Annotated in this window: 11 protein-coding genes, 3 tRNA genes and 1 pseudogene; 5 read left to right on the top strand and 10 right to left on the bottom strand. The window is 22.2% G+C overall.

The window, feature by feature from the left end; genetic code table 11:
* Position 1: 1 nt before the first annotated feature.
* The gene (gene flgB, locus LDP10_RS01480; RefSeq protein WP_265196973.1) at positions 2 to 415 is read right to left on the bottom strand and encodes a flagellar basal body rod protein FlgB; all 414 of its coding nucleotides are present in this window, start codon (positions 413 to 415) and stop codon (positions 2 to 4) included.
* 1,048 nt (positions 416 to 1,463) lie between these two features.
* Positions 1,464 to 1,551 (bottom strand) — tRNA-Ser (locus tag LDP10_RS01485).
* Between the two features lie 201 nt (positions 1,552 to 1,752).
* Here LDP10_RS01485 and LDP10_RS01490 point away from each other — a divergent pair.
* Both LDP10_RS01490 and LDP10_RS01495 read left to right on the top strand, forming a co-directional pair.
* A tRNA-Cys gene (locus LDP10_RS01490) sits at positions 1,753 to 1,823 on the top strand.
* Between the two features lie 28 nt (positions 1,824 to 1,851).
* Positions 1,852 to 1,935 (top strand) — tRNA-Leu (locus LDP10_RS01495).
* Positions 1,936 to 1,955: 20 nt separating this feature from the next.
* Here LDP10_RS01495 and LDP10_RS01500 read toward each other — a convergent pair.
* The 6 genes and pseudogenes from LDP10_RS01500 to zwf form a co-directional block, all read right to left on the bottom strand.
* Positions 1,956 to 2,567: a methyltransferase gene (locus LDP10_RS01500; protein ID WP_414734437.1), complete on the bottom strand. Its 612-nt coding sequence runs from the start codon at positions 2,565 to 2,567 to the stop codon at positions 1,956 to 1,958.
* Positions 2,544 to 2,968 (bottom strand): annotated as a pseudogene (locus LDP10_RS03565) (16S rRNA methyltransferase); the annotation flags it as partial. The gene LDP10_RS01500 and the pseudogene LDP10_RS03565, both read right to left, overlap by 24 nt.
* Before the next feature lie 978 nt (positions 2,969 to 3,946).
* Positions 3,947 to 4,603: a tRNA (adenosine(37)-N6)-threonylcarbamoyltransferase complex dimerization subunit type 1 TsaB gene (tsaB, locus tag LDP10_RS01505; protein ID WP_265196974.1), complete on the bottom strand. Its 657-nt coding sequence runs from the start codon at positions 4,601 to 4,603 to the stop codon at positions 3,947 to 3,949.
* Positions 4,604 to 4,682: 79 nt separating this feature from the next.
* The gene (locus LDP10_RS01510; protein ID WP_265196975.1) at positions 4,683 to 6,257 is read right to left on the bottom strand and encodes a TerC family protein; all 1,575 of its coding nucleotides are present in this window, start codon (positions 6,255 to 6,257) and stop codon (positions 4,683 to 4,685) included.
* Positions 6,258 to 7,052: 795 nt separating this feature from the next.
* Positions 7,053 to 7,931, bottom strand: coding sequence for a protease HtpX (htpX, locus tag LDP10_RS01515; protein WP_265196976.1), 879 nt, complete (start codon positions 7,929 to 7,931; stop codon positions 7,053 to 7,055).
* A gap of 534 nt (positions 7,932 to 8,465) precedes the next feature.
* A complete protein-coding gene (gene zwf / locus LDP10_RS01520; protein ID WP_265196977.1) occupies positions 8,466 to 9,935 on the bottom strand; it encodes a glucose-6-phosphate dehydrogenase in 1,470 nt (489 codons plus the stop codon).
* Between the two features lie 499 nt (positions 9,936 to 10,434).
* Here zwf and pyk point away from each other — a divergent pair, with 499 nt between their 5' ends.
* Positions 10,435 to 11,880 (top strand): pyruvate kinase, encoded by a 1,446-nt coding sequence (gene pyk / locus LDP10_RS01525; protein WP_265196978.1) that lies wholly within the window; start codon positions 10,435 to 10,437, stop codon positions 11,878 to 11,880.
* Between the two features lie 417 nt (positions 11,881 to 12,297).
* Entirely contained in the window at positions 12,298 to 13,014 is a 717-nt protein-coding gene (znuC, locus tag LDP10_RS01530) for a zinc ABC transporter ATP-binding protein ZnuC (protein WP_265196979.1), read from the top strand.
* On the opposite strand, the gene LDP10_RS01535 is transcribed toward znuC, so the two are convergent.
* Entirely contained in the window at positions 13,011 to 13,139 is a 129-nt protein-coding gene (locus LDP10_RS01535; protein WP_265196980.1) for a hypothetical protein, read from the bottom strand. The genes znuC and LDP10_RS01535 overlap by 4 nt on opposite strands.
* Here LDP10_RS01535 and LDP10_RS01540 point away from each other — a divergent pair.
* Positions 13,084 to 13,833 (top strand): iron chelate uptake ABC transporter family permease subunit, encoded by a 750-nt coding sequence (locus LDP10_RS01540; RefSeq protein ID WP_265196986.1) that lies wholly within the window; start codon positions 13,084 to 13,086, stop codon positions 13,831 to 13,833. The two genes, LDP10_RS01535 and LDP10_RS01540, sit on opposite strands and share 56 nt — an antisense overlap.
* A 69-nt stretch (positions 13,834 to 13,902) precedes the next feature.
* Here LDP10_RS01540 and LDP10_RS01545 read toward each other — a convergent pair.
* The coding region (locus tag LDP10_RS01545; protein ID WP_265196981.1) for a YebC/PmpR family DNA-binding transcriptional regulator at positions 13,903 to 14,379 on the bottom strand (477 nt) is incomplete at its 5' end.

A 14,379-nucleotide genomic window follows, 5' to 3' on the forward strand; every position in this document is an offset into this window, starting at 1 on the left:
TTTATTGTCCGAGTATGGTATTCGTAATATTTTTTATTTCAGATGTTAAAAAACTAATTTGAGATTGATACTGTAAGGCACTTTTTATAAATTTTATACGTTCTTGATTCATATCTAAGTTATTTTTTTTAAAGTTAAACTTTTCAGAATTTTTAGAGAAGATATTAAATGCAAGTTTATTTTTTTTGTGTGAAGAAAAATGTTTTATAGATGTTTTTAATAAAGATATTTGTTTTTGTTTTCCTGTTTTATTATCTATAATAGTATTCATTTCTTTTTTAAAATTTATGTTTAATGGATGATAATTGGGAGTATCAAAATTTGCTATATTAGATGATATTATTTTTTGTTGATATGTTGCTAAATTTAAAAAATTTTTACTAGTTTCAAATAAATTGTTGATTTTATCAAACATATTACATTCCTGATTTTTATCGTAATATTATATAATTTAAAAATTAAAATTGAAAAGTATTTTATGAAATTAAATAATTTAAAAAAATAGAATGTTTATTTTTATAACATAGACATTATTATTAAAGATAATATCGTATTTCAATTTTTAAAAATAATTTTTATAAATTTAAATAATACGTTGTTATTCTAATTTTGTACATTTTTATATATGTTTTTACAAATATATGTATAAATGATAACATTTTAATTTAAGATATATTTTTTATCGAAACCGAATAAATATAAAAGAATAGATATGTTTTAAAATAATAGATTTGGTTATTTTAAAAAATTACTAATAAAAATATATCTTAAATTTTTTATTATATCTATATCAAGTGTAGTGTAATATACTACATATTATTATAAAATGTTATAATTGTTTTACAAAGTTTATTATTTATTTAAATAATAAAAATATTTATAATATAACATTATATATATTTGTAAAAAATTTTTATATATAAAAAATATGTTAAATATATATTAATTTAAAATCGTTGTAATTTTTAAATTGATTTTATTTAAATTTTTAATTAAATATTTTAAAAATATGTGTTTTTATTTTTTATGTTTTAAAAATACATTCTTTAAAAGAAAATATATTCAATTTCAGATAAAAAATTCTATGTAAAAATATTTTTATATTATATATAAAATTTTTATTAATTGAAAATTATTTACTTATTTTTATAAAAAAATTAACATTTTTTTTAGTAATGTTTTCTTAAAATATAAAACAAAATTTAAATTTTTGTATTTTTACAAATATCATATCATTTATATACTTATTACAATTTTTGAATTTATCAAGTATTAATTATTTTATATTTTTTTAACTTGATCAAGTTAAAAAATTTATTTATGTAATATTTATTTTTTAATTTTATTTTAGATTGATTAAATTTTTATTTGTTAAGTAAATAAAGCTGATTAATATAATTTTATTGTTTAATAGTACTAAAAATTATCTTTAATAATTTATTTATTATTTTAAAATATTTTTTTGGAGGAGGAGGAGAGATTCGAACTCTCGGATAATTTCTCATCGGCGGTTTTCAAGACCGCTGCCTTAAACCACTCGGCCACTCCTCCAAAATGCTTTTTTTTAAATAGTTCTAATTTATAAGTATATCATATTATTAAATATAGTAATAATATTTTACTAAAGTAAAATAAAAAATCAATAAAATATTTTTATAAATACCATTTAAATAGTATTGTAAATACTATTACGTTTAGATATAATAAATCTGAAATTATATATATATATTTTTAAAATATTACTAATATTTAGGCGTATTGGCAGATTGGTGATGCAGCGGATTGCAAATCCGTAAAACTCGGTTCAATTCCGGGATACGCCTAAAAATTATAAAAAATAGAAATGTACAAGCCCGGATGGTGAAATTGGTAAACACAAGGGATTTAAAATCCCTCGGCGTAACAGCTTTGCGGGTTCAAGTCCCGCTCCGGGTACAAACAAATTTAATGTGAAATTAAATGATAGCTTGATACACTTTAAAATGGTTATTTCTTTTTAATATAGTATATTTATTAAAGGTATCATTTAATATCCTATCAAATGATAAAAATCTATTTGTAACAAATCTTAATTCTCCTTTTGTTTTTAAATAATTTGCAGATTGTTGAATCATATTTATTATTGTTTTAAGAGACATTTTTAAATCTCTGTGTATCGGTGGATTACAAATTATTACATCAAATTGTTTATTAATATTAGAATATAAATTGCTAGGTAATATATTACCTTTAATTCTATGGTGAAATAAGTTTATCTTACATAAAAACAAAGAAATAAGGTTAATATCTGTTAAAGTTAAATTAATTTTATTTGATATATCAGCTAATAATATAGATATGATTCCTGAACCTGTTCCTAAATCTAATATATTTCCTTTTATCTTATTTGTAAAAGTAGAAATAAGTAATTTACTACCTGGATCTATTTTTTTATGTCCAAATACACTTGGTAAAGTTTTTATTTTACAATTTTGAATTATATGATTATTAAAGTAATTTTTTAATTGAAAGTAAGAATTTTCATTTAAAGTACCATAAAAAAGTATGGCATGCTTGGCTGCATCAATCTTTTTCAATACAATCCAATTATTTAACATGAATATTGAACTTTTAACTCCACTGCAATTTTCTCCTACTATAAAAATATGAGTTTTTTTTTTAAAATGGAAAATAAATATTCTAACTGAAATTTTGCTTCGGATTTACTTTTTGGCCAAAAATATATCAAAGTATCAAATTGTAAAACAATTTTTTTATTGAAAAAAATTGAATAAAATACTTTTTCCCTTTTTAGAAAACTTAATTTTTGATAAGTATCGTACATGTGTGTGAAAACTATGGTTGAGATTGTTTCGATATGAAATGGAATTTGATCTTGTATGTTGCCTGAGAAAATTATTTTTTTATCGGTAAAAAGAAAATTATTTTTTGAAATTAATTTACTTGGTTTAGTAAGATTAAATATAATAAGCTCCTTATAATTTGTTTATGTAAACAAATGTAAAAAATTTATAGTTCACATTGAACTGATATTTTTTTATTTTTAAATAATAATTTTTTTATAAATTTGATATTTTTTGTTGTTAAGTTTAATTTGCATAGAAATTATATTTTTATATAAAAATATAATAAAAATAATAAAGTTATACAACATGTTAATAATAAACACATCTTAATAATAAATGGAATAAATATGTAACTTTCTTATATCATATTTTATAAAAATTTAATTTAAATTTTAAAACATTTTATAAAAATCTATACGAGTCGTATATATTTCTAATAATATAAAAGTTAATAACTTATATATTAAAATTTTAAATTTATGTTTTTAAATAAGCAAAAAAATAGTTTTTTATTTTTATATTATTAGATTGGTATATTTTATTATATTATTTTTAAGTAATGAAATCATATGTTGAAATTAATTTATTGTATCAAGAATTAAAAATAATTTTTTATTAATATTTATATTTGTAATAGTCAATATTTCTTTGTTCAATGGTATGTATTTAATTCTATTAAATAACATAGGTGTATGTAAAATCTAATTTTTAATAAAAAATTCATTTTTTAAATTTACGAATATTTTAATATTAAAAGAAATGATGTTTATTTAAAATATAAATATGAAAAATTTCGCATTATCAATATTTTTATCAAAACATTACAATAAAGTTATGTTTTATATGAAAACCAGCTTAAATACAGTTATAAAATTAAACGGGAAAGTATTATAAATTATAATAATAAAATTAAGAGAATAAAAAATAAAATATTTATTTTATAAATACAATAGATATCAAGAAATTAGTAATATTTTAAAAATAGTTATGTAAAAATTGATTTTTTATACGTCAATTTAAAATATATCTAATTCAGTATTACGGATATTATATTTGCACGATATTAATTTAAATTTTCAGATATGTTTCATAATATTATTTTAGTATATGGGTACTATATTTTTGAATATTAAAATATTATTTTTCTTTAATAATAAATTGACAAAAGTAATAATATCTTTAGCATGAGAAAAAATAATCTTAGTAGAAATTAAATTTATTTTTTTTGTATTTTTAAAATTAATTTTTTCCCATCCGTTACCGACAGTCGTCCATGAACCAGATAATTTGTTAATTTTAGTATTTACATGTTCCATTTTTAAACATATTTCTGTATTTTCCCCCATCCATGTTCCATTATTGTTTCTGATATATTTAGCCCAATAAATTCCGTTTTTTTTTGCATCGAAAGCAATAAGTACTTTTTTTGTAGCATATTTTCTCCAAGCTTGTTCTGCCATACTGGCAAAAGTAGACACACCTATTAAAGGTATTTTTTTTTGTAAGGCCATTGCTTGTGCAATACAAATAGCAAGACGAATTCCCGTAAAGTTACCTGGTCCTTTAGAACAAGCTATAGCATTAAGTTCGTTAATTTTTATACAACAAGTATTTAAAATTTTTGCAATCATAGGTAAAATTGTTTCTGTATGTTTTTTTTTACATAATTTAAATTTATTTACGATAAAGTTATTTTTCAATAAGGATACAGAACATCCGTCCATGGACGTATCAATTGCTAATATTTTTTTAAACATATTTTTCTCGGACATTTTAAAAAAAGTTATACATGTAATTGATCATATTTTTATATTATTACGTCAGTAAATATGAAGTTTAATTATATTCATTTATTTCTTTATCTTTTGTTACACGAACTAGGTTAATACGATATTGTGAGGCTTCTACGATATGAAAATGCAAAGGAGCAATGTAAATAGTTTCTCCTGTCAAGGGTAATTGACCTTTTTGTGCAATTAATAAACCAGCTAAAGATGCATAAGTATTTTTCTTTTGTATTAACTCTTTAGTATTTAATAATTGTTGTAAAGAATGTAAATCTGTACCGCCTTTTACTAACCAACTGTTTTCTTCTACTATTACTTCTGGTGTTTCATCTTCATCTGGAAATTCTCCAGCAATGGCTTCTAACATGTCTACGGGAGTAATTAATCCTTGAATAACTCCAAATTCATTAGTAACTATTACTAAGCTACCTTTAGCTCGTCGTAAAACTCCCAATAAATTAATAGGATCTAAAGTGTCGGGAATAATGATAGGAGGTGTTTTAGATGCAAATGCAGTTACATCAATTTTCCTGTCTATTGCTACTAATAATTCTTTAGCTCTTACTATACCAATAATTTCATCTAATTCATTTTTACATACTGGAAATAAACTATGAGGAGTATCTAGTAATTGTAATCTAATATTATTCATATCTTGATCTACATCAACCCACGATATTTCTCTTCTTGGAGTCATGATGCTACGAATAGAACGTGCAGCAAGTGTGAGTACACCATTTATCATGTATCTTTCTTCGTCTTTAAAAGATTCTGTTTCAGACATCGATTTATAATATATTTTTTTATCTTTTTTTTCTTTTGATATTTTAATAGCATTATTTTTTTGTTCTCTAACAATCAAACGCAGAATAGCTTCAGCTGCTCTTTGTCTCATGGGACGACGAGATTGATGACGTAGAAAGTTACGACGCGCTATTTGATTAAATAATTCAATTACAATCGAAAATCCTATAGCAGCATATAAATATCCTTTTGGTATTTTAAATCCTAATGCTTCTGAAACTAAACTTAATCCAATCATGAGAAGGAAACTCAAACATAATACCACAACTGTTTGATGCAAATTAACAAATCTAGTAAGAGATTTTGACATCAACAACATTAAACCTGTGGCTATTATTACTGCTGTCATCATAATTACTAAGTTATTAACCATACCAACCGCAGTTATCACAGCGTCTAACGAAAAAATAGCATCTAATAATACTATTTGAATAACTACAATCCAAAAATTAGCACCATTTTTATTATTTGTACTTTCTTCGGGATGATTTTCTAATCTTTCATGTAATTCTATAGTTGCTTTAAAAAGTAAGAAAAAACCTCCAAATAATAAAATTAAATCTCGTCCTGAAAGTATTAAGTATTGATTAGAAATTAATATAGATCTTAATGATACCATCCACGATATCAATGATAGCAATATTAAACGTATAAATAAAGTAAAACCAATTCCTAACAAACGAGCTTTATCTCGTTGATATATAGGTAATTTTTCAGCTAAAATAGCTATAAATACCAAATTATCGATGCCCAATACTATTTCTAATACAATAAGTGTGAGTAATCCAACCCAGTTAGCTGGATCTAAAAGAAATTCCATTAAAAACTCCATGGAAAAATAAAACAGTATACTATTTAGTATAATTAGTAAGGAAAAATTAAGTAAAGGAATACGAGATGCAAAAAATATTTTCTGTTAATAAAAGAATATTTTATTCTAAAAATAACTTTGGAAACATATAAAGATATTTTTGTTTTCATATATAACATATACATTTCATTTTTATTTATATATACGAAAATAGTTTTTTTTTATGAAAATTAGATTAAATTAATCATTTATTTGAAACAAAACGCATATTATGTACATATATTAAAAATATTGTTAAAAAATAAAATGTTTTTTAAAAAAAATTCTTTATTATTATTCAATAATATTTTTATTTAAAAATAAATAAATACAAATATTACTGAAATTTTGTTAAATATAAAAATAAAAATTTCATATCTTATATTTTTAATTGAATAATTTTCGTTAAAAAATTGCATTAAGCAATACACATAATTTAATTAAAAAGAAATTTCTATTCTTATTCAAATAAAATAATTTTAAAATTTTTATATTTTTATTTTAAATGTATTATTTTAAATTATATTTTTTCTTAATTAAAAACATAATTTAAAATTAATAATTACTAAAAATTTAGTATAAAATATTTCAATTTGAAATACAATAAAAGAAAATTACGATGTATAATGAAATTAAGAAACAACTTAATCTCATTATACGTAGTATTACACTGTAAGTAATAAATGCATTTTTTAAAAATGTTAATTTTAACATTACATATAATATATTAGTATGTTTGATGCTAATATATTTTCTATAATATTTTTATAGATATGAATTATTATATAATGCTTCAATTCTTTTTTTTAATGGAGGATGAGACATAAATAAATTTATTATTGATTTATTTTTTCCATTGATACAAAACGCTAAGATGCTACTTGATTCCTTCGGTTCACAACTAGTTTTGAATCTTTCTAAAGCAGCAATCATCTTATTTCGACCAACTAATTTAGCAGATCCTGCATCAGCATGGAATTCTCGATAACGTGAAAACCACATAGTAATAATACTGGCAAATATCCCGAATATTAATTCTAATACTATGTAAGTTACTAAATATATTGCAGAATGACCATTTTTGAAATCATTCGCATCTTTACTTCCAGATATAATGGAAGTAACTAATTGAGCAATAATACGCGATACAAATATTACAAATGTATTTACTACTCCTTGTACCAAAGTCATAGTAACCATATCACCGTTGGCAATATGACTAATTTCATGTGCAATTACTGCTTCAGCTTCATCCTTAGTCATATTATTTAATAATCCAGTAGAAACAGCAATTAAAGAGGAATTACGACGAGGTCCTGTAGCGAAAGCATTCATATCTAAAGCATCATAAATAGCTACTTCTGGTGGTATGAGTCCCATTTTTTTGGCTTGTTGATGTACTGTTTTAGTTAACCATATTTCACTTTCATTTGATGGATAATGAATAATTCTCCCGTTAACAGATCGAATCGCTATCCATTTTGATAAAAGTAATGAAAATATAGAACCTCCAAATCCGAATAATCCAGATATAATTATTAAACCATATATACTATGAGATTGAATTCCTGTAAGACTAAGGATTATTCCAAATATGAACATGACGGATAAATTAGTCAACATAAAAAGAATAATACGCATCATAATATTTTTCCTTTAATTCGTAAAATAAGTAATAATCGAAAATTATTTTTGTATTTATAAAAAATTATTTTTTATTAATAAATTTAATTTAATAAAAAATAATTTAATTTTTATTAATTAAAATAAATTTAATTTAAATGTTGTTTAAAGATACGTTTTAATATCTATTTGAAATATTTTATTATAACATTTTTATTTTTTGATATTTTAATATGTTTACAAATATATTAAAATATAAATTTTATATGATAAATTTATTTATAAAAATATTATTTTTTAAAATATTATAATAGAAATTATTATTTATTTTTTTTAAAAAATTCAATTATAAAAATACATAATTATTTATTTTAACACCGAATATTAAATTTATTAAATGTTAATAAATAAAATTTATTTTTTATATAATATTTAAGATAAAAAAATACATACATTTTATTGTTCTTTAAAATTAATTTTTAATAAATAAAATTAATAAAAATAAAAATGTACATTATATTATACTGAATAAATAAGGTAATAATCGTAAGAATGTCAATCATTATGCCAAATTCTAGCATCTTGTTGAATAATTTTTTCAGATGCATCTGGACCCCACGTGCCAGATTTATACAGTGCTGGAAATTCATTTTTTTTGTTCCAAGCACCAATGATTAAATCAATCCATTTCCATGATTCTTCTATTTCTTTTTTACTTACAAACAACGTTTGTATTCCTTTCATACTTTCTAATAGTAATCTTTCGTAAGCGTCTGATAAATTATTTTTATAAATTTTATCGGAATAATTAAAATTTAAATCAACATTATCTAACGTATATTCAGAATTTAAACTAGGTATTTTATTTAAAACTTGAAGAGTAAAGCCTTCGTTTGGTTGTATTTTGATTATAAGTTTGTTAGATGGTAATCTTGCATTATGGTAATCAAATAAATTTATTACAGGTTTTTTAAAAAAAATAACTATTTTAGAACATTTTACTGGTAATCTTTTACCTGTACGTAGGTAAAATGGAATACCAGCCCATTTCTTATTGTCTATGTTTACTTTAATGGCTACAAAAGTTTCAGTTTTACTTTTTTCATTAGCATCATTTTCATTAATATAAGAAGGTACTTGTATACCATTTAGTATACCAGATGAATATTGACCAAGAACAACATTTTTATTAAAATTAGCATCGTTAATGTGACGTAAAGATTGTAATATTTTAATTTTTTCTTTTCTGATACTATCAGTATTCAAATTTTCAGGTGGAGACATAGTAATAGTCGTTAAAATTTGTAGTAGATGATTTTGAAGCATATCTCTAATTTGTCCTGATTGATCAAAATATCCCCATCTTCCTTCTATTCCAACTTGTTCAGCAACAGTGATTTGAACATGATCTATAATTTTATTGTTCCAATTATTAGAAAATATAATATTTGAAAAACGTAATGAAAGTAAATTTAATATGGTTTCTTTCCCTAAATAATGATCTATTCTAAATATTTGAGATTCTTTAAAATATTTACTGACCTGATTATTAATTTTTTGTGATGTTTTTAGAGATGTACCTAATGGTTTTTCCATTACTATTCGGGTTGGAGGAAGATTTAATTGATTTTTACTTAAACCTTGACATATAGAACTAAATAAATTTGGAGGAACAGCGAAATAATTAATAATTATATTATTTTTTTGATTTAATATGATTTGTAATTTTATAAAATCATTCGTATTTTTTACATCAAGATTACAAAAATCTAACCGAAGAAATAATTTTTTTAAAAAATAATCATTTAATTTATCTTGCGCAAATGTTTCTAACGATTCTTTTACAAAAGAATGAAAAAAATTTTTATTCCAATTAGCGCGTCCAACTCCAATAATTCTTGTATTCTCATGTAATTGATTAAATTTTTCTAATTGATAAAGAGCAGGTAATAATTTTCTACGAGTTAAATCACCTTTAGCTCCAAAAATAACTAAATCACATGCTTGATTTATTTTTGAAATCATTTTATCTCCTATTTATCATTTATTTGTTTTTATTTGAAAACTAGTAAAATTAATTGGAATTAATATTCAAAAAAAAATTTTATAAAATTTTAAAATTATTAAATTTTGTTTATTTTTTAATCATATTAGTATTTTTTATAAAAAATGCTTATAAAATGTCAATAAATGTATATGATACTTATTATTTATGTTTATATGCACGTTATTCATTTTTCATTTTTTATATATATCAAATTATATTTTTAATATGTATATGTTGAATTAATTATACATTTTATTTTTAATAAAAAATGATATTATTTACCATGTTTTAAATAATTTCATAATATTTACTATATTTTATTAATGAGATAATTTTTCGGTATTAATTATATATGAAGTATTTTTACTATTTGACATAACTATATTATACTTGTATTTTTTATCAATTAAAGAAAAAATAAGTTGTGAAAAATATTATTTTTAATAATATTTTTACTTCTTTTAATCGAGAAATTTTATGTTAGAACGTCTTAGAAGAACAAAAATAGTTGTCACATTAGGACCAGCTACAGACAAAGAAGATAATCTTGAAAAAATTATTCAATCGGGAGCAAATGTACTAAGATTAAATTTTTCTCATGGTACAAAAGAAGAACATAGATACAGAGCAGAAAATGCAAAAAAAATAATTAAAAAGTTAAATTGTAATTTAGCTTTACTTGGTGATCTACAAGGTCCTAAAATTCGTATTGCTAGATTCAAAAAAAATAGCATTAATTTAAATATTGGCGATTTATTTTTACTAGATTCAACATTAAGTAATAATGAAGGTAATCAAAATCAAGTAGGTATTGATTATAAACAATTACCTAAAGATGTTAAACCTAATGACATTTTATTATTAGATGATGGAAGAATTCAATTAAAGGTACTTAAATCTACTCATGAAAAAATATTTACAACAGTATTAATAGGAGGATGTTTATCAAACAATAAGGGAATTAATAAATTAGGAGGAGGATTATCTTCAAAATCTTTAACAGGAAAAGATATGAATGATATTATTTTAGCATCTAATATCGGAGTAGATTATTTAGCAGTATCTTTCCCACGATGTGCTCAAGATGTGAAATTAGCTAGAAAATTAGCACAAGAATCAGGTAGTCATGCAAAAATTGTTGCTAAAATAGAAAGAGCCGAAGTAGTAGCTAATGACAAAGTGATAGATGAAATTATATGTTCTTCCGATGCTATTATGGTAGCAAGAGGAGATTTAGGTGTGGAAATTGGTGATCCTGCACTGGTAGGAATTCAAAAAACTCTAATCAGAAGAGCTCGACAATTAAATAGAGTAGTAATAACTGCAACTCAAATGATGGAATCTATGATTAAAAATCCTATACCTACTAGAGCAGAAGTTATGGATGTTGCCAATGCTGTATTAGATGGAAGTGATGCAGTTATGTTGTCAGCTGAAACAGCAACAGGAAAATATCCTGTAAAAACAGTTTTAGTAGTATCTAAAATATGTCAGGGAGCAGAAAAAGTTCCAAGTATTAATATTTCTAGACATCGATTAAATTTAAAATTTACTGATGTAGCAGAAGCTGTTGCTATGTCTGCTATGTATGCAGCTAATCATTTAGAAGGAGTACGTGCTATAATTGCTATGACAGAATCAGGACGTACTGCATTAATTACTTCTCGAATTACGTCGGGTCTTCCTATTTTTGCTTTATCGCGTCATGAAAAAACATTAAATTTAACTACTTTATATAGAGGCGTTATCCCAATATATTTTGATAGTGAGAAATCGGGAATATTTGTTGCTAAAGAAGCTATTCATTTATTACATAAAAAAGGATTACTATCATTAGGAGATTTAGTAATTTTTACGCAAAGTGATATTAAGGGACAAAGTGGTGAAACCAATACTACTAGAATTTTAAGAGTTTTAAAATAATTTAAAAATTTTTTAAGAAAAATATATTTATATAGATATATAAATATATTTTACTCATTTATCATTACACGTTATTTAATGTTTTTAAATTAATCATGAAATGAAATTTACTTTTATAAAAAAATATATTTTGATTATTAGTAATAAATTGCTATTTATTTTAAATAATAATTTGAAGTTTATGTGTTAATTATTTCATTAAATTTAAATATATTATAAAATTTATATATATTAATATTATAATATATATTTTTATGTTAAATAAATATTAATTTTCATAATTAGAAAAATTATGTGGTAATATATTTAAAATTTTTTTAATCATCATTAAATGATGTTAATACATTTTAAAAATTTTCATAACTAATGCAGGGCAGCATAATACTAATTAATTTTATTACAAACTATGTATTTTATATGTACTCATTAATTAAATTAAGAAATATTTTTATCAAATTCAATCATCGATGTATTCTTTCAAACGTTTCATTAAATTTAATACCTAATCAAATTTTAACTTTAATAGGACCAAATGGTGCAGGAAAATCTACATTAGTAAGAGTAATTTTAGGTTTATTAAAACCTAATTCTGGGAAAGTTGTTAGAAAAATTAACATAAAAGTTGGTTATGTACCTCAAAAATTACATTTAAATGTAACTCTTCCTATTACAGTAAATCGTTTTATGAGATTATCTCAAGGTATAACAAAATCATCAGTAAAAAAAGCATTACATCGTGTAAATATATTGCATATACAAAATCACCAATTACAAATACTATCCGGTGGCGAAATGCAACGAATGTTATTAGCTCGTGCTTTATTAAAAGAACCAGAATTATTGATATTAGATGAATGTACTCAAGGCATAGATATTTCGGGACAAGTTGCTTTATATAAATTAATCAATAACATTCGTCATGAATTAAAATGTTCTGTTCTCATAGTATCTCATGATTTAAATTTAGTAATGGCAACAACAGATGAAGTACTATGTTTAAACCAACATATATGTTGTTCAGGAACACCGGAGATAGTTTGTAAAAATTCAGAATTTATTTCTCTTTTTGGTGAAATAGGAATAAAAAATTTTGCGGTATATCGTCACAAACATAATCATCGTCATGATTTTTAATACTTAACAGATGAGGTAAAATTTATTTTAACTATAACTATATTACTTTTCCCAGGATGGTTAGCAGGAATCTTATTTACTTTTGTTACTGGTCCTTTAGGTTCTTTTATCATATGGCGTCGCATGTCTGCTTTTGGAGATACGTTATCTCATGCTTCTTTATTAGGATTGGCTGGAGGAGCTTTATTAAACATCAATTATTTCTATATGATTTTATTTTTGTTATTAATTATTTCTATTCTTATTGTTTTTTTAGAACATATTTCTTTTGTTTCTTTAGATACAATATTAGGAATAATATCTCATAGCGCTTTATCTTTAGGTATGATTATATTAAGCATGATGTCGGAAACAAAAAGAATCGGCATTTCTAATTATTTTTTTGGTAACTTATTAAAAGTTAATATATCAGATTTAATAGTGATTTTATTGGTGATTTTTTTTGTTTTATTCATTTTAATTTGGTATTGGAGAGAAATATTATGTTTTACGATCAATCGAGAATTGGCAATAGTAGATGGAATTAACGTTTCTAAAATGCGTTTAATTCTTATATTTATAACTACTTTAGTGATAGCTATTTCTATAAAATTTATTGGTTCTTTAGTTGTTACTGCATTGCTAATTATTCCTGCGGCTACTGCTCAAAAATTTTCTACTTCTCCAGAAAATATGGCTATATTTTCTACATTTATAGGTATGTTAGGGTTCACGTTTGGAATGATAATGGCTGCATTTTTTGATTTTCCAACCAGTCCATCTGTTGTTTTGTTTCTATCATTTTTCTTTTTGTTAAGTCATTTTAAGAAAAATAATTGAATATAGATATATATATTTCATATATAAATTATTATAAATAAAAAATAATTTTTTAAACATATTCACTGATTATTTTATGTTATGGTAAATATTTTGGATGTCTGTATTTTTTTTCAGTTTTCTAATCAATTTATAAAAAATTATATTTTCTTCTGGATTTACCGTAATAAAAATATAAGGAGTAAATAAAAATTCAGTATAACTTGGTTTAATATTGAAAGAATTAAGTTTTGATTTAATCATTTCTAATGAATCTGTATTAGAAATCAATTGAATATACTTATTTTCATAATTAGAAATATATTCAGCACCGTATTGTATAGATATATTTTTTATTGTTAAAAAATTATTTTTTTTGGAACAAAACATTGCTATTTTTTTTTTGAATAGATATTCAACAGAGGTAACAGGTGTTAAATTAAAATTAAATTTTGAAAAAATATAACGTATTTCAGCAACAGTTCTATTTTTATTATCACTTAAACAATCTAATATAATAGCAATTCCTTTTTTACCATATCCTCCATATTGAATTCTTTTAAGAGA

The organism is Buchnera aphidicola (Pemphigus obesinymphae) (genome assembly GCF_026122815.1).
Lineage (GTDB): Bacteria > Pseudomonadota > Gammaproteobacteria > Enterobacterales > Enterobacteriaceae > Buchnera_C > Buchnera_C aphidicola_BJ.